The 286-nt window shown below is 40.2% G+C and carries 1 protein-coding gene; it reads right to left on the reverse strand.

Annotated features, from left to right (window positions below; genetic code table 11):
• A partial coding sequence (locus QP140_RS09930) for a Cna B-type domain-containing protein (protein ID WP_284759491.1) occupies positions 1-286 on the reverse strand: 286 nt, incomplete at both ends.

Below are 286 nucleotides of genomic sequence, written 5' to 3' on the forward strand. Positions count from 1 at the left end.
TGGGGTCTTATTTGTAGGAACATTCGGAGTACTTGGCGTATGCGTGTTAGTCACTATGAAGTTACCATTCTTACCGTTAACTGATGAAGTGTAGCCCTTAACAGTACCAACTTCTTTAACTGAGTATTGAACAGTTTTCTTATTTGATTTTTCAGCTAATTCGGTCCAAGTGTGAGTCCACTTGTTGGCCGCATTAAGGGTAACTTCGTTACCACTCTTTTCACCATTAGCGTAGAGCTGAACTTTAACTTCATTTGGACGACTGCCATCTTGGTTATTATTGTCG

The sequence above is a fragment of the Corynebacterium sp. UMB9976 genome (assembly GCF_030212265.1).
In the GTDB taxonomy this organism is placed as follows: Bacteria; Actinomycetota; Actinomycetes; order Mycobacteriales; family Mycobacteriaceae; genus Corynebacterium.